We start from the raw sequence: 15,672 nt of genomic DNA, 5'->3' as shown, positions 1-15,672 counted from the left end.
GGGTGGGAAAGGGAGCGGTCCGTCCCGCTCCCTTTTTCATGTCCACCCTTTTCCTTTCCACACCGCAATGCCACATGATCGGCATGAGCGATGAAAAGCCTTGGCCCGACACGATCCGTGCCGGTGATTGCGAACGGCACGAGCCTCTTGTCCGGAGGGTGCTCGCCCCTAATCCTTCGCCTTATACCTTCACCGGAACCCAGACTTGGGTCGTTGGTGCCGGTAACGAGGTTGCGGTGATCGATCCCGGACCGACCGGATCCGGGAAAAGCGTCGGCGATCCACCCGATGCTGATGGCACCGGGCATGTCGAGGCGATTCTGCGCGCCGTGCAGGGGCAGCGCGTCGTTGCGATCCTCTGCACCCACACGCACCGCGATCATAGCCCGGCGGCGGCGCCGCTGAAGGCCGCGACGGGCGCGCCGGTTGTCGGCTGTGCACCCTTGGCTTTGCAAGACGATGGACCGCGGGCCGATTCCGCATTCGATGCCGACTATGCCCCTGATAGGGTTCTGGCCGACGGTGATAAGGTTGCTGGCGACGGTTGGACGCTGGCGGCGGTGGCTACGCCCGGCCATACCTCGAACCATCTTTGTTATGCGCTGCTTGAAAGCCGGGCGTTGTTTACCGGCGATCATGTTATGGCCTGGTCCACCAGCGTCGTCAGTCCGCCTGACGGCGATATGGCCGCCTATATGGCCAGTCTTGCCAAGCTCTACGACCGCGACGATCGCGTCTATTATCCGGCCCATGGCCCCGCCGTGACGCGGCCGAAGCAGTTGGTGCGCGGAATGTTGGGCCATCGCAAACAGCGAGAACGCCAGATATTGCGCGAGTTGAACAAAGGGCCACGCGGCGTACCCGATATGGTCGCTGTCATGTACAAAGGCCTCGATCCGCGGCTGACCGGTGCGGCTGGACGCTCGGTTCTTGCCCACCTTCTTGATCTCAGCGCGCGCGGAATGGTCCGGGCGCAGGACCAGCAATGGGAGCTTGCCTGAATGTTCTGGACGATCTTGATGGCCGCGGCGGTGCCGCCGGGGGCTGGCGCAATGGATTCGCCGATCGTCATGCTTGAAGCAGAAGGCAATGGTGTCCATTGTGTCGCGAACCGGGAGCTTTGCATCGCATTGTCGGACGGCGATGGCGGTCGCGCGATGCGGATCAGTTCGCCTGCTACGGGCGACGCCGAGGGGGCGCTTGTCGCCCTTCCGTCCGGCTTGGGCACGGACCGCGATCTGACGCTCTGGCCGAATCTGGTTTTCGTTTCCTCGAAGGATGAACCCGGACAGGGCAGTTCGCTCGAATATCTCGTCGGCGTCGTCGCGACCGAAAGCGCCGGCTATTCAGGCGGCGGCGGATCGGGCTCGCGGCTGCATCTGCTGCGCTTTGTCATGGCGCCCCATGCCATGGCTTTCGGTGGAGAGGTGCTGGATGTCGACTGGAAGGGTGATCTGGCGATCCGTGCCTGTTTCACCGAGGTCGAGGCGCAGGATCGGCTGGGCGCCTGCCACGATGAATATGAATATGTCGCGACCCTGACCCCGGCTGTCGGTGACGGCGGCGAACTGCCTTCGCTGACCTATCGCAGCGTGGCGACCGCCTTTCCGCAGATGTCGCGGCGATGGGAGGATAATAGCGGGCAGAAGCTGAAAAAGAGCGACTTGACGCATTGGCGCGACCCGGAATGCAGCTATCAGCGTGTCTTGCGCTATAATCCGGCGACAGCGCGCTATGAAATGGACCGGCCGGGGCCTGATTGCTCGACCTACACCAATCCATGACCGGCACGGCAGCTTCCGGCCCGCGGATCGTACCGCGCCTGATCCTGTTTCTGGCTGCGGTTCTTTTCGCGCTGGCTGTCTGGTGGGCGGTGTCGGCGTGGCGAGACTGGCGCGAAGGGCCGCCGCCCGAAACCATCGTGGCGGCAAGCCTGCAGGGGCTGCAGGAGCAGAATATACTAGTGCCCTTCACTGCGCGCTATGTCGCTGTCGTCACCTCGACCCAGAGCCGCATGGGGCTCAGCGCGAAGAAGACGCTGATCATGCCTGGAACGGTGCGTTACGAGGTGGATCTGGCCAAGTTGCGTCCATCCGACCTCGACTGGGATGCCGAAGCCGGCGTGTTGACGGTGACATTACCCCGATTACGTCTTGCGGGGCCCGAAATCGACATCGACGCGATCAGTGAGTTTCGCGATGGCGCCATATTGCTGACTCTGACCGGTGCTGAGGACGTACTTGACGCGGCGAACCGCAAGGCCGCTCAGGAAGAGTTGATCAAGCAGGCAAAGGGGGCAACCCCAATGCGGCTTGCCGAAGGCGCCGCGCGCACGGCTGTTGCCCAAAGCTTTGCCATGCCGTTGAAGGCCGCGGGAATCGACGCGCGGGTGACTGTTGGGTTCGCGGCACGTTGATGCGTCAATTGCCCCCGCAGCGAGCGAGGTGTAGGGGAAGGGCAACTCCTGCCTGACAAGGAAGAATGATGACTGCTCCGATCCGCGAAAATCTGTCCGGCCTTGACCTGCGCGCCGAAATCGAACGGCTGCGCAAGGAACGCAATGCGGTGATCCTGGCCCATTATTATCAGAAACCGGAGATACAGGATCTGGCCGATTTTGTCGGAGATTCGCTCGAACTATCGCGCAAGGCCGCCGAAACCGACGCTGAGGTCATTGCGTTTTGCGGCGTAAAGTTCATGGCTGAAACGGCAAAGATATTGTCGCCGGAAAAGATCGTGATCCTGCCCGATATGGACGCGGGATGCAGCCTGGAAGACAGCTGCCCTCCTGAACAGTTCAAGCGCTTCCGTGAGCAGCATCCCGACCATATCGCGCTGACCTACATCAATTGTTCGGCGGCGGTGAAGGCGCTAAGCGATATCATCGTCACATCGTCGAGTGCCGAAACGATCATCAGCCAGATCCCGCCGGAACAGAAGATCATCTTTGGCCCCGACCGCCATCTCGGCGGCTATATGAATCGCAAGTTTGGGCGTGACATGCTGCTATGGCCGGGGGTGTGCATCGTCCACGAAGCGTTCAGCGAAACCGAACTGCTCAAGCTCAAGGCGCAGCACCCCGATGCTCCCGTTGCCGCGCATCCCGAATGTCCGCCGCACATTGTCGACCATGCCGACTATGTCGGGTCGACCAGCGGCATTTTACAGTTCGCGAAAAGCTTTCCGGGCGACACGCTCATTGTCGCCACCGAACCGCACATCATCCACCAGATGGAAAAGGCGCTGCCCGAAAAGAATTTCATCGGAGCGCCGGGCGCTGACGGGAACTGCAACTGCAACATCTGCCCCTATATGGCGCTGAACACGATGGAAAAGCTCTATCTGGCGCTCCGCGACCTGCAGCCGCGGATCGAAATGGACGAAGAACTGCGCCTCGCGGCGCGCAGGAGTCTCGATCGGATGCTCGAAATGGCGTCCGGAACGGTTGGCAAGGGGGACGTCGGCGTTCCCGGCGTCGGCTGAGGTCACGAGCCGACCAGCATCGGCGAGCCTTCGCGTCGGAGCGGGAGGGTGGGGCTGAATCGCCCCTCGCGGAGGCATGAGCAAGCGAGTCGGTCGCGGGACGACAAAAAATTCCTCGTCCATTGAATCCGAAAATGCTGCGGCATTGTTACAAAAATGCTGCGCAGCAAAGTCATGTTGCTAGTGTCGGAGTTATCCACAATTGTGGTCGTCCGAACGCCACGGATTGGCGTTTTTCTGTTGGCGGCCGGGGAGCTTCATGTCAGCTTCCAATCATCGGACGGCAGAAGCGACGAACCGCCGGGACATGAAGGGCAGTTGCAAGACTGGCCGGAAGAGAACGGGCAGGATCGACGAAGAAACCTACCGATAACCCGATCACGGAACGTAGCGATTCCCACGAGTTGGTGCGGACCCGATTGGGGTGGAAACGCAGGCCATCGCTTGAGATGGATGACTGTTTCGGCAGACGTTCGAACAAGATGATGAACAGCTTTCCAGGTGCGGCCGGCCCCCGAAAGGGGGCCGACCAAACCATCGCCGGATTGTTCCGGTGCGATTGAGCCGCAGCATTCGCGGATGTCCATCGCAAGATGGGTGGTCCGGGTTGATGCGATTGAATTGCGCAGGCGGCAAAGCCGGATAGTGGGAGCTGACAGCGATGTCGGCTCCCATTTCGTATGGGCCTGCTGTTTGGGCTCTTCTGCCTCGGCTCCGTCTGGCCGAAGCTGTTTTTCTTTCCCGTCATTGATCCGCGGCACCGCGAAAATCCTGGCCTGTGATCGCCATCACAGCCGATGGGCCTGATGCACATCTATACCCGATTTCGCGACCCGGAGAGGTTCCCCGACCGGAGCCGATCCCACTAGTCCCGGCCGTGTCCAATCGGAACGGCCGGGAACCTTTTCACCTTTCTGGCCATTATGTCGGCATCGTTCAAACGATGTCGGAACGCGACAGGGCGTTCGCAGGAACGTCGGCCATTTTTCGCGCCGGCAGGTTCAGGAAGGAAGCATCATGTTGGGACTTATCATCACCTTGATCGTCGGTGGCATTATCGGCTGGCTGGCCAGCATCGTCATGCGCACCGACGCACAGCAAGGTATTATTCTGAACGTCGTCGTCGGGATTGTCGGCGCATTCATCGGCAATATTCTGGGCGGGATGTTCGGCATGGGGGCAACGCTCAGCAGCTTTAGCGCGATCGGTCTCCTCTGGTCGTTCATCGGTGCCGTCGTTCTTCTGGCGATCATCAATCTCGTCCGACGCGGCAGCGTTCGTTGATGCGGTGTGGCGCGTCCGGTGGGCGCGCCATATGGCTAGGCGTTTATGGGCAATTGCGTTACCACTACACGGCTCGTCAAGGCGGGCGGTTCAATGATTTGAAGGGGGTCATGGCATGATTGATTTCATTATGGCGCTTATCGTGGGCGGTGTGATCGGCTGGCTTGCCAGCATCGTGATGCGAACCGATGCTCAGCAAGGCATCTTCCTGAATATCATAGTAGGGTGCGTTGGTTCTATCCTTGGACGCTTTCTGCTTGGGCGCTGGATGGGCGGCGGGAAATTGTCCGGCGGCGACTATTTCGATCCGATGACCTTGCTCACCGCTTTTCTTGGCGCGGTCATTTTGCTCGCGATCGTGAATCTGGTTCGACGCGGACGCGTTCGCTGATCGGTACAATATTCGCCGGGATTATTATCCCGGATCAGGGCGGCAATCGCAAGATGGGCCGCCCCTTTTCTTTGCGCTGCGATAAATGGTGGAAACAAGGTTCGAATTTACTTATCACTCGCTTTCCAGGCTGCGTGTGTGCCGATTGTCATTGGCCCTTGCATGCGGTGATTTAATTGGATAATACACCTCAACGGGATTTCGATCCTGTCGTGCGGGCGGAGTGCATCGCCTAGGGCGATCGCTGGACGGCTGCTGCGGGCGGCGGATGGGGAATTCGGCGTGAACTACGAGCGGAAAGTGGATTCGATGGATAGCTTGGCGGGATCGACCCAGAGCTTTTACGAGGATGCGGACAATCGCCGCAAGCGTACCCGGCTGATCATTGCCCTGGTGCTGATCGCGCTGGCGCTCGCGGGGACATGGTATGCCTTTTCTTCGGGCAAGGGGGCTGCGGCGGACGATGCTGCGGCTGGCGGCGCAGCAAGTACGCCCAGCGTGACCGTGGTGGTTCCGGGGCGCCAGTCGGTAGAGGCTGTGATCTCGGTCAACGGAACGATCGCCGCACGGCGCGAGATGCCGGTCGGTGTCGCGGGTGAGGGCGGACAGGTCGTGCGTGTGCTGGTCGAGCCTGGCCAGTGGGTCGGTGCGGGGCAGACGCTTGCGGTGATCGATCGCTCCGTTCAGGCGCAGCAGGCCGAAGGGCTGGCGGCGTCGATCCGCGTCGCGCAGGCCGACGCCAATTTGGCGCAGGCAGAGCTTGAGCGGGCCGAGGCGCTGGTCTCGCGTGGTTTTATTTCAAAGGCGGACATGGATCGGAAGCGTGCGACGCGCGATTCCGCGCAGGCCCGGGTACGCGTTGCGCAGGCGCAATATCGCGAAGCGGTCGCGCGTAACGGCCGCCTCAATATCGTGGCCCCCGCTGCCGGCCTGGTGCTGACCCGCGAGGTTGAGCCGGGCCAGATCGTGAGCGGTGGCAGCGGCGTTCTGTTCCGTATGGCCAAGGGCGGCGAGATGGAAATGCTCGCCCAGATGGCCGAAGCCGATCTTCAGCGTGTCAGTGTCGGTACGCGGGCGACCGTTACGCCGGTGGGAACCGCGCTCAACATTGCGGGCCAGATCTGGCAGGTGTCGCCGGTGGTGAACGCCGAAACCCGCCAGGGCATGGTGCGCATCGCGCTCCCATATAGCGCGGCGACACGGCCCGGCGGCTTCGCGGATGCGCGGTTGGTGTCGGGCTCGGCCGAGGCGCCGCTGCTGCCGGAAAGCGCGGTGCAAAGCAGCCCCGAGGGTAATTATGTGCTGGTGGTCGGCAAGGACGACCGGATCGCGCGCAAACTGGTGAAGGTCGGTACCGTGTCCGATGACGGCGTGTCGATTGCGTCGGGACTTACTGGAAACGAGCGTGTCGTGGCACTCGCAGGGGCATTCCTCAATGTTGGCGACAAGGTGAAGCCGGTGTTGCAGAAGGCGCCGCAATAAGGGGCGTCGCCGTCGGAGTCAGCATGCGCACAAGGGCGTTTGAATCATGAGCTTTCGTAACATCTCCGCCTGGTGCATCCGTAATCCGGTGCCGCCGATCGTCATGTTCGTGTTGTTGATGCTGGCAGGGATCGTCAGCTTTAACCGGATGGACGTCAACGACAATCCCGACATCGAATTTCCGTTGGTTCAGGTGATCGTGTCGCAGCCAGGGGCCGCGCCGACCGAACTGGAAACGCAGGTGACGCAGCGGGTTGAGGCGGCGGTACGCAGCGTCAGCGGCGTCGATGAAATGTCGTCGTACGTCAATGAAGGCAACAGCCGGACGATGGTGCAATTCGCGATCGGAACCCCGATCGACCGCGCCTACAATGACGTCAATCAGGCGATCTCGCAGATCCGCGGCGACCTGCCCGATGGCATTCTGGAGCCCCAGGTGGTGCGCGTCGACGCCGCTGGCGGTCCGATTACCTATTTCGCTGTCGAAACATCGGACATGACGCTCGAACAGCTGAGCTGGTTCGTGGATAATACGATTGCCAAGGAATTGCTGTCGATTCCTGGCATGGCAAAGGTCAGCCGCGCCGGCGGCGTCGATCGAGAAATCCGTGTCATTCTCGATCCCGCGCGCATGCAAAGCTATGGTCTGACCGCCAGTCAGGTAAACCAGCAGCTTCGGCAGGTGAACCTGAACGCGGCGGGCGGACGAACCGAGATTGCGGGGTCCGAACAGGCCGTTCGCGTGCTCGGCAACGCTGCCAATGCCTTCCAGCTTGGCGAAACGCGCATCGCCATCGGTAACGGCCGCACGATCCGCTTGTCGGATGTGGCCAAGGTGACGGACGGCTATGCCGAACAGCGCAGTCTTGCGCAGATCCGCGGACGACAGGTGCTGTCCTTCTCGATCGAAAAGGCGAAGGGCGCTTCGGACGTGACCGTCCACGACGAAACGATGAAAAAGCTGGCGCAGATCAAGAAAAATAATCCGAAGGTTGATTTCAAGATCCTGTTCACGCGAACCAGCTATACCAAGGAACAATATCGCAGCTCGATGGCGGCGATGATCGAAGGCGCGGTGCTGGCGGTTGTCGTAGTGTTTCTCTTCCTGCGCGACTGGCGCGCAACGATGATCAGTGCGCTCGCGATTCCGCTGTCGGCGATCCCGACATTCTGGTTCATGGAAATGATGGGCTTCTCGCTCAACAGTCTGTCGCTCCTCGCGCTCAGCCTGGTGGCCGGCGTCCTCGTCGACGATGCGATCGTCGAGATCGAAAATATCGTCAGGCATATGCGCATGGGCAAAAGCGCGTATCAGGCGTCGATTGACGCGGCGGACGAAATCGGTCTCGCGGTTGTTGCCACCACTATGTCGATCGTCGCCGTATTCCTGCCGGTCGCGATGATGCCGGGCGTATCGGGGCAGTTCTTCATCCAGTTCGGGATGACCGTCGTTTTTGCCGTGCTGATGAGCCTTGCCGTCGCACGCATGATCACACCCATGATTGCGGCCTATTTTCTGTCGGCGCAGGGCGAACAGGATCACGCCAACGGGCCCTGGATCGATCGCTATGAAAGGTTGCTTGCCTGGACTCTCAACAGCAGCAAGCAAAAGGCCGTTCGTGCCCGCTATCAGCCGGTATCGACGCGCCTCTCCTATTTCGCGGTGCCGCTCATTCTTGGCGGAATCTATGTTCTCTATGCGGTCCATGCCTATTTTCAGCCGGTGCCGCTGGGTGAAGATGGCCCGAACCCCGCCCTCTATTTCCTGCTCAAAACGCCTTTTAACGCGATCGCCATCACATTGATCGCAAGCTTGATTACGATCCTCCTGGGGGCGCTCCTGTGGCTGATCGGCATGCGCCAATATGGCTATCCCGATTGGGCCAAGTTCATGCTGCAACGCGCTTTCGCGCGGCTTTTCGATCACCGTATCTGGATTGTCGGCATTGGCATTCTGGCTTTCGTGTCGAGCATCATTTTGTTTGCGACCCTGCCTCAGCAGTTCCAGCCGACGATCAACAGCGATTACAGCCAGGTCCGCTATGAACTTCCGCCCGGATCGACGCTGGCACAGAGCCAGACCATCGCGCGGCAGATTGGCGCGGTTCTCGACAACAGTCCGGAAGTGGAAACTGCCTTTTACGATGTCCGCGTTGGTGGCGGCAACGCCTATATCACGCTGAAGAAAGAGCGCGAGGTTTCCAGCGTCGATTGGGAACGCAGCCTTCAACCGAAATTGTCCGCGATCCCCGATGCTCGGGTGAATTTCCAAAGTCAGTCGGGTGGATTTTCGGGTCGTGACATCACCTTCATCATTGGTGGTGATGACCCGGTCGCGCTCGAGGCGCATGCGCGCAAAATCGTCGCTCAGATATCGAAGCTGAAAGAGTTGCGCGGAGCGCGTATCGAAGGTGATATTCCACGGCCCGAGATCATCGTCACGCCGCGCCTGGATCTTGCGGCCGAACTCGGGGTAACGACAGCGGCGCTCAGCCAGACGATCCGTATCGCCACGCTCGGCGACATCGATCAGAATGCCGCGAAATTCTCGCTGTCCGACCGCCAGATTCCGATCCGCGTTCTGCTGTCCGAAGATTCGCGGCGTAGCCTTGCCACGATCGAAAATCTGCCCGTGCCGACGGCACGCGGCGGGACCGTGCCGTTGAAATCTGTCGCGGCAATCGGCTTCGGTGCGGGTCCGACCGAGCTTCGCCGTTATAACCAGACGCGGCGCATCGTCATCGGCGCGGATCTTGCTCCGGGACTGGTGACGGGCGATGCGCAGGCCAAGATTGATGCGCTGCCCGCTGTGAAGAAGATGCCGCAGGGCATTCGCAAGGTGGTGCAGGGTGATGCCAAATGGCAGGCGGAACTGATCAACAACTTCATCATTGCCGTGGTGTCCGGCCTGATGCTTGTCTTTGCGACGCTGGTGTTGCTCTATCGCCGCTTCCTGTCGCCGCTGGTCAACATGTCCTCGCTGTTGCTGGCGCCGCTCGGTGGGTTGTTGGGTTTGTTGATTACAGGCATGGAAATTTCGATGCCTGTCTATATCGGCCTGCTGATGCTCCTTGGTATCGTTGCGAAGAATTCGATCCTGCTCGTCGATTTCGCGATCGAGGAAATGGACAAGGGCATTCCCAAGGCCGAGGCGCTGATGGATGCGGGACGCAAGCGGGCCCAGCCGATCGTGATGACGACGGTCGCGATGGTCGCGGGCATGGTTCCGACCGCATTGTCGCTGTCGGGCGACGGGGCATGGCGCGCGCCGATGGGCGTGGTGGTGATCGGGGGCCTGATCCTTTCGACCGTGTTGACTTTGGTGATCGTGCCGGCGGGTTTCAGCCTTGCCGACAGCATCGAAAAGCGTCTGGGCGGTTTCTTCTCGCGCAATCTTTTGACCTACCGGAAGGGCGATGACGGAAAGCTGCACGCCGACGCGGTGCCGCAACCCGCGGAATGAGGCGCCGAATGACAACAGGGGCAACCGGCGCAGCTTGATGCGGCGCCGGTTGCAACCTTCCGCGCCATTCGCCATTTGCATTGCATGACCGAACGAACGTCCCATCCACTTGACCTTCGCTCAATGCGGGGGGGCGTGGCCGTGCCGACCGGGGGGCTGAATATCCGGCTTGTGGCGACCGGGTTGCTTGTGATGATGGCGCTCGTCTTCGTCAGCGCCAAATATTTTCAGGACGTTCACCCAGCGATCGGCTTCGTGCGGGCCTTTGCGGAGGCTGCGATGGTGGGCGGCCTGGCGGACTGGTTCGCGGTCACCGCGCTATTTCGTCACCCGATGGGTCTGCCGATCCCGCACACGGCGATTGTGCCGCGTAACAAGAACCGGATAGGTGACACGCTGGCGCGTTTTTTGCTGAACAATTTCCTGTTGCCGCGTCTGATCGCGCGAAAGATGCGCGAGGTCGATGTGGCAGGCGCGGTCGGGAAATTCCTGTCACAGCCAGCCGAGGGCGGTGGGCGGCTTAGGCGCGGAGCCTCCCGGATTATTGCCGACGGATTGGGCGCGCTCGATCAGCAGCGGCTGGGTGGGATGGTGAAATCGGCGATAGCCGACCGCCTGCGTGAACTCGACATTGCGCCGTTGCTGGGGCAGGCGCTACAGGCGGCGCTCGCCGAAGGTCGGCACCAACCGTTGCTCGACGCGATGGTTAAATGGGGATCGAAGACGCTCGATCTCAACGAACATCTGATTCATCAGATGGTGCACGACAATTCCAACGCCATCGTGCGTTTCACCGGGCTCGATGAGAGCATTTCGAACCGGATCGTTGCCGGGCTCGGCAAGTTGCTCAGTGAAATGGCGGTGGATGAAAGCCACCCGATCCGCATCCGTGTGGAGGATGGGCTGGCAAAGCTTGCCCTCGACCTTCAGCATGACCCCGAAGTGCAGGCAAAGGTTGCGCGGGTCCGTGACGAACTGCTCGACAACCCGGCCGTCAAGCATTGGCTCGATGGATTGTGGGAACAGGGGCGCGGCGCGTTGCTGCGCGCTGCGCGCGATCCCGATACGATGCTGGCCGGCCGGATCGGTGAGCTTGTCACCCAGTTTGGCGCGATGCTGGGAGAGGATGAGCGGATCAAGCGTACGCTCAACCGCTATGCTCGCCGGGCGGTGGTCGGCGTGGTCGATAGCTATGGCGAAACCGCGCTGAAACTCGTCTCAGACACGATTCGCGGCTGGGACGCCAAAACGATTACCGATCGTCTGGAAAATGCCGTCGGCGACGATCTGCAATATATCCGCATCAACGGTACGCTTGTCGGCGGCCTCGTCGGTGTCGCGATTCACACGGTCGACGTCTTGATTTAGCCGCGATCGCGGCGATGGAGCACGCGGGCCGTCGCCAGGCTCTGGACCACGAACAACGTCATCAGAATGCTCGCGATGAACAGTGCGAACAGGTCGAAGGGTGTGAAATTGATCTGGCCGACGTCCCCGGTCCCGACGAGAGGCATCAGGGCGGTCATGGCCATCAGCATGAGCCGCATTTCGGTCGGCCCACCTGCCATATAGGAAAGGCGGAATTCGCCCATCACCTTCGCGGCCAGGAAGGTATGGATGGCGAGGAGCAAATAGCTGACCACGCCGATCAGGGCGACGTCAAAGCGGACATAAGGGCTGAGCCCGATCCCGCCGACCATCAGGAATATCGCCATGCCATCGACGCTGTGGTCGACGAAATAGCCATAAGACGGCCGCTCGATGCCGCGCCATCGGGCGAGACTGCCATCGAGCGAATCGCCGAACCAGTTGACGACATAGCCGAGCAGCGACAGCGCCAGCCATGCGCCGCCCAGCCAGCTCAGCATATAACCTGCGGCTACCATAACGGCGCCTGCGAACCCTACGCTCGTCAATTGGTCGGGCGTGACCCAGCGAGGCAATCGAGAACATATCCAATTCAAAAGCTTGCGTTCTCCGCGCGCCAGAAAATTCTGCTGAATGCGCGTCGGCGGGGTGATCGCGAGGTTCGCCGAATTGTCGTTGTTCATATTTGCCCTTCGTCCATGACTGTCACATCTGTGTCAGCCAGACGTCACATATTCTCCATCAACCCTCCATAAAGGGGCCGGCGCATAGAAAATAGGGAAGATGTGCGGTCCGTCCCAAGGCGAACCCGGTTGGCCGGACGACAAGATGGCAAGGCGAAGGGCACGGCGTTCAGCCGCGCACACTCAATCGCGCCAGGGACCGATCTCTCCGACCTCGCCGATGCTGCGATACAGGACGGTGCCATCGACCCAGGCGACCTCCCACATCGGGGCCGGTCGGGCCCATTCGCCAATGACGAACAGGGGCATCCGGTTCACCCGGACAAAGGCAAGATCGTCCGCGGTCGGTCCCGGGATGATCGTTTCCGATATCTGGCGCAGTCGCACCACTGCAAGCGTTCCGGCCGGCGGAACGGGCAGCGACTGGCGGGTCGGAAAGCCGCTGCTGATACCGATCGTGGGAAATCCAGCCTTGTCGCGGGTCAGCAGCAATATCTTGTCGGCATTTCCCAGCGGGCCGTTGACCGGCCGCCCGGCGACCTTCCGGCCGGCGATTGCAGCAAATTCGCGGACGTCGGAATCCGCAACGGGAGGCGTCGTTTCCGTGCGTGCGCTCGTTGGCGGGGGCGGCACGTCGATGGGTGCGGCGACATCAGATGTCAGCGCCGCGGCCGCAAGCAAGCTCAGGATCAATGCGCGTCGCCCCAGCTTTTGCCGATGCCGATTTCGACTTCCAGCGGTACCGACAGCGCCAGCACGGGCTCGGCCGCCCCCATCATCACCTGGCGGATCACATTGCCTGCTGCAGCCGCCTTGTCCTCCGGGGCTTCGAAAACGAGTTCGTCATGGACCTGGAGCAGCATTTTGACGTCGCCAAGGCCCGCATTGGCGAGCGCCGCCGGCATGCGGGCCATTGCGCGCTTGATCAGGTCGGCGCTTGTTCCTTGTATCGGGGCGTTGATCGCGGCGCGTTCGCTGCCGGCGCGCTCATTCTGGTTGGCGGCCTTCAGTCGCGGGAACCATGTTTTGCGACCGAACAAGGTTTCAGTATAGCCGCGCGCCCGCGCGCCCTCCAGCGTGTCGGTGATATAATCGGAAATGCCTGGAAAACGTTCGAAATAGCGGCTGATCAACGCCTGCGCCTCGTCGGGGCTGATCTCGAGCCGGCCGGCGAGACCCCAGCGCGAAATTCCGTAGAGGATCGAGAAATTGACCGTCTTGGCCTTGGCGCGGGTGTCGCGGTTCACCTCTCCGAACAATTCGATCGCGGTCGCGGCGTGAATGTCCGCTCCTTGGGCAAAGGCGTCCTTGAGTTCCGGGACATTCGCCATATGCGCCGCCAGCCGCAATTCGATCTGGCTATAGTCGGCGGCAATCAGAACATGCCCCGGTGCCGCGATAAAGGCGTCACGGATCTGGCGGCCGACTTCGGTGCGGATCGGGATGTTCTGCAAATTGGGATCGGTCGACGACAGGCGTCCGGTCTGCGCCCCGACGAGGCTATAGCTGGTATGAACCCGACCGGTCTTGGCGTTGATCTGTTCCTGCAGGGCGTCGGTATAGGTCGATTTCAGCTTGGCGAGTTGGCGCCATTCGAGCACTTTGCGGGCGATCGGAACGCCATCGCGTTCCAATCTTTCCAGCTCGTTCTGGTCGGTCGACCACACCCCCGACTTACCCTTGCGTCCGCCCTTCAGGCCCATCTTGTCGAACAATATCTCGCCCAATTGCTTGGGGCTGGCGATGGTGAAGGGCTGGCCCGCCAGTTCGTGAATCTCGCCCTCTATACGCAGCATCTCGCTGGCAAACTCGCTCGACAGCCGAGCCAGATAGTCGCGATTGACCATGATTCCCGCGCGTTCCATCGTTTCGACCACGGCGGCGAGGGGGCGATCGACCATCTCGTAAATCCGGGTGCCGCCCTCTAGCGGCAAGCGCAGTGTCAAGAGCTTCCACAGGCGGAGCGCGACATCAGCATCCTCGGCGGCATATTCGGTTGCGCGGGAAATCGGCACTTCAGCAAAACTGATCTGCGATTTCCCGGTCCCGCACACTTCCTTGAACGACAGGCATTCATGATCAAGATGCAGTTTTGACAATTCGTCGAGGCCGTGACCATGTTGGCCTGCATCGAGCGCGAAACTGATCAGCAGCGTATCGTCATAGGGGGCGATGTGGACCCCGTGCTGTGCCAGCACGCCCATATCATATTTCAGATTATGACCGACCTTCAGCACCGCATCGTCGGCCAATAGCGCGCCAAGCCGCGCGAGCGCCTCGGTCATCGGAATCTGATCGAGCCGTTCGGCGAACATGTCGGTGCCGCCATGGCCGAGCGGGACATAGCAGGCTTTGCCCGGCGCGGTAGCCAGACTGACGCCGACAAGCTCGCCCGTTACGCTGTCGAGGCTGGCGGTTTCGGTGTCGATCGCGACGATGTGGGCCGCCCTTGCGTCCGAAATCCAGCGGTCGAGCGCATCAAGGCTGGTGACGCATTCATAGGCGGCACGGTCGATCGCGGGCATAGGCAGCAGCGTCGGCGTTGCGGGCGCTGTATCGGTGAACGGCGCTGTAGAGGTTGACGCGCTCTTGCCATTCTTTGGCAGCGTCGGCGGGCCGCCGGGGGCGGCGCCGACGTCAAGCTTTGCCGAAAGCGATCGAAAGCCATGCTCGTCGAGAAAGGCCTTGAGTGGGGCCGGCGGGATCGCTCCCAGCTTCAGGTCGTCGAGCGCGTCGGGGAGCGGGCAGTCGCGTTTGAGGTCGACCAGTATGCGCGACAGCCGCGCCATGTCGGCATGTTCGATCAGATTGTCGCGCAGTTTTGACGGCTTCATCGCAGGGGCGGCGTCCAGCGTCTTTTCCAGGTCGCCATATTCGACGATCAGCTTGGTCGCCGTCTTGGGCCCGACGCCCCGCACGCCCGGCACATTGTCGACGCTGTCGCCCATCAGCGCCAATATGTCCCCGACCAGTTGGGGGCCAACGCCGAATTTCTCTTCGACCGCTGCGATGCCAAGCCGGAGATTTTTCATCGTGTCGAGCATGTCGACATGCGGGCCGTCATTGGGTTCGCGGATAAGCTGCATCAAATCCTTGTCGGACGATACGATGGTGACGTCCCAGCCCGCGGCGACCGCCGCTTCGGTATAGCTGGCAATCAGGTCGTCGGCCTCGAAGCCCTCCATTTCGATGCAGGGCAAAGAAAAGGCGCGTGTCGCATCGCGGATCAGCGGAAATTGCGGGCGCAGATCTTCCGGCGGTTCGGGCCGGTTCGCCTTGTACTGGTCATAGATTTCGTTGCGGAACGACTGGCTGCTGTGATCCAGAATCACGGCCAAATGGGTTGGGCCGTCGGCCTCATGCAGGTCCTTTGCCAGCTTCCACAACATGGTGGTGTAGCCATAGACGGCGCCGACGGGAACGCCTTGCGGGTTCGTCAGTGGCGGCAGACGGTGATAGGCGCGGAAGATGTAGCTGGAGCCATCGACCAGATAGAGATGATTCTTCTCGGACATGGC

The 15,672-nt window shown here is 61.1% G+C and carries 12 protein-coding genes; 9 read left to right on the top strand and 3 right to left on the bottom strand.

Annotated elements, in window-relative coordinates:
- Window positions 1-83 precede the first annotated feature (83 nt).
- The 9 genes from U0S50_RS13150 to U0S50_RS13110 all read left to right on the top strand — a co-directional run bounded on the left by U0S50_RS13150 (window position 84) and on the right by U0S50_RS13110 (window position 11,471).
- Window positions 84-1,001 (top strand): MBL fold metallo-hydrolase, encoded by a 918-nt coding sequence (locus tag U0S50_RS13150; protein WP_322309211.1) that lies wholly within the window; start codon window positions 84-86, stop codon window positions 999-1,001.
- Window positions 1,002-1,784: a hypothetical protein gene (locus U0S50_RS13145; protein WP_322309210.1), complete on the top strand. Its 783-nt coding sequence runs from the start codon at window positions 1,002-1,004 to the stop codon at window positions 1,782-1,784.
- Entirely contained in the window at window positions 1,781-2,416 is a 636-nt protein-coding gene (locus U0S50_RS13140; protein WP_322309209.1) for a DUF4230 domain-containing protein, read from the top strand. Before U0S50_RS13145 ends, U0S50_RS13140 begins: the two co-directional genes overlap by 4 nt.
- A 68-nt stretch (window positions 2,417-2,484) precedes the next feature.
- Window positions 2,485-3,483, top strand: coding sequence for a quinolinate synthase NadA (gene nadA / locus U0S50_RS13135; RefSeq protein WP_322309264.1), 999 nt, complete (start codon window positions 2,485-2,487; stop codon window positions 3,481-3,483).
- A 1,020-nt stretch (window positions 3,484-4,503) separates the two neighbouring features.
- Window positions 4,504-4,767 carry a GlsB/YeaQ/YmgE family stress response membrane protein gene (locus U0S50_RS13130; protein WP_322309263.1) on the top strand — a complete coding sequence of 88 codons (264 nt, stop codon included), beginning with the start codon at window positions 4,504-4,506 and terminating at the stop codon, window positions 4,765-4,767.
- A gap of 115 nt (window positions 4,768-4,882) precedes the next feature.
- Window positions 4,883-5,158 (top strand): GlsB/YeaQ/YmgE family stress response membrane protein, encoded by a 276-nt coding sequence (locus U0S50_RS13125; protein WP_322309208.1) that lies wholly within the window; start codon window positions 4,883-4,885, stop codon window positions 5,156-5,158.
- A 309-nt stretch (window positions 5,159-5,467) separates the two neighbouring features.
- Window positions 5,468-6,640 carry an efflux RND transporter periplasmic adaptor subunit gene (locus tag U0S50_RS13120; protein ID WP_322309207.1) on the top strand — a complete coding sequence of 391 codons (1,173 nt, stop codon included), beginning with the start codon at window positions 5,468-5,470 and terminating at the stop codon, window positions 6,638-6,640.
- A 46-nt stretch (window positions 6,641-6,686) separates the two neighbouring features.
- A complete protein-coding gene (locus U0S50_RS13115) occupies window positions 6,687-10,103 on the top strand; it encodes an efflux RND transporter permease subunit (protein ID WP_322309206.1) in 3,417 nt (1,138 codons plus the stop codon).
- A gap of 123 nt (window positions 10,104-10,226) precedes the next feature.
- On the top strand, window positions 10,227-11,471 hold the full coding sequence (locus U0S50_RS13110; RefSeq protein ID WP_322309205.1) for a DUF445 domain-containing protein: 1,245 nt from the start codon (window positions 10,227-10,229) through the stop codon (window positions 11,469-11,471).
- Here the strand turns inward: U0S50_RS13110 and U0S50_RS13105 are convergent.
- The 3 genes from U0S50_RS13105 to polA all read right to left on the bottom strand — a co-directional run bounded on the left by U0S50_RS13105 (window position 11,468) and on the right by polA (window position 15,669).
- The gene (locus U0S50_RS13105) at window positions 11,468-12,154 is read right to left on the bottom strand and encodes a CDP-alcohol phosphatidyltransferase family protein (RefSeq protein ID WP_322309204.1); all 687 of its coding nucleotides are present in this window, start codon (window positions 12,152-12,154) and stop codon (window positions 11,468-11,470) included. The genes U0S50_RS13110 and U0S50_RS13105 overlap by 4 nt on opposite strands.
- Before the next feature lie 183 nt (window positions 12,155-12,337).
- Complete coding sequence (locus tag U0S50_RS13100; RefSeq protein WP_322309203.1) at window positions 12,338-12,847, bottom strand: hypothetical protein; 510 nt, start codon at window positions 12,845-12,847, stop codon at window positions 12,338-12,340.
- On the bottom strand, window positions 12,844-15,669 hold the full coding sequence (polA, locus tag U0S50_RS13095; protein ID WP_322309202.1) for a DNA polymerase I: 2,826 nt from the start codon (window positions 15,667-15,669) through the stop codon (window positions 12,844-12,846). Before polA ends, U0S50_RS13100 begins: the two co-directional genes overlap by 4 nt.
- Window positions 15,670-15,672: the final 3 nt, after the last annotated feature.

The organism is Sphingopyxis sp., assembly GCF_034380315.1.
Taxonomy (GTDB): Bacteria; Pseudomonadota; Alphaproteobacteria; order Sphingomonadales; family Sphingomonadaceae; genus Sphingopyxis.
Note: the sequence above shows the minus strand (reverse complement) of the source record. Positions and strands in the feature narration are given on the sequence as shown.